This is a genomic window from Thermus sp. (assembly GCF_056332225.1).
Window position 1 is genome coordinate 1 of record NZ_JBWGQW010000200.1, and the last position, 670, is coordinate 670.

Annotated in this window: 1 protein-coding gene; it reads right to left on the reverse strand. The window is 69.3% G+C overall.

Annotated features, from left to right (window positions below):
• Nucleotides 1-115: 115 nt before the first annotated feature.
• A partial coding sequence (locus AC01Y6_RS10900; protein WP_476671549.1) for a zinc ribbon domain-containing protein occupies nucleotides 116-670 on the reverse strand: 555 nt, incomplete at its 5' end.

A 670-nucleotide genomic window follows, 5' to 3' on the forward strand; every position in this document is an offset into this window, starting at 1 on the left:
CTGAAGGCCCTCGAGGCCCGCGCCAAGGAACCCAAGAAGCGCCCCGCCCGCAAGAAGCGGGAGCTCGTGGCCCACGCGTGACGTCCTCCCCCGGATGAATCCGGGGGCATCCCTTTCAGGACGCGCGCGAGGGATTTTCCTCGCGCTTCGGTTCGTGGACCCCGTGCCATCCCAGACGGAACGACCGGACCACGGGCCGCGCCACACGGCCACTACTCCCCTTCACGGGAGATACCTGGAAGGCCCGCTCGTAGATGTTGAGGGCCCCGTTGACGTCCGCCTGCGCCCTCCAGCCGCAGGAGCAGGCGTAGAACCCCCGGTGCTTCCGGTTGGAGGGCGAGGCTTTCCCGCAAGCGTGGCAGGTGATGGAGGTCTTCCGCTCCTCCACCTCGCGGACGGCGATGCCCATGAGGGCCCCTTTGTACCTCAGGATCTCCACCAGCTTGCGGTAGGGCCAGGCGTGGAGCCTCTGGTTGAGGACCTCGCCGTAGTCCAGGCCCTCCCGGAGGCCCGAGAGGTCCCCCACCACCACCTCCCCCACGCCCCGCCTGGCGCACTCCCGGAGGAAGTGGAGGGCGGCCTGGCGGAGAAGGTGGTCCACCTGGAGTCTCTCCCGATGGGCCACCTCTCTCCACCTGCGGGAGCCCCGCTTGAGGTTCGCCCGGACCTT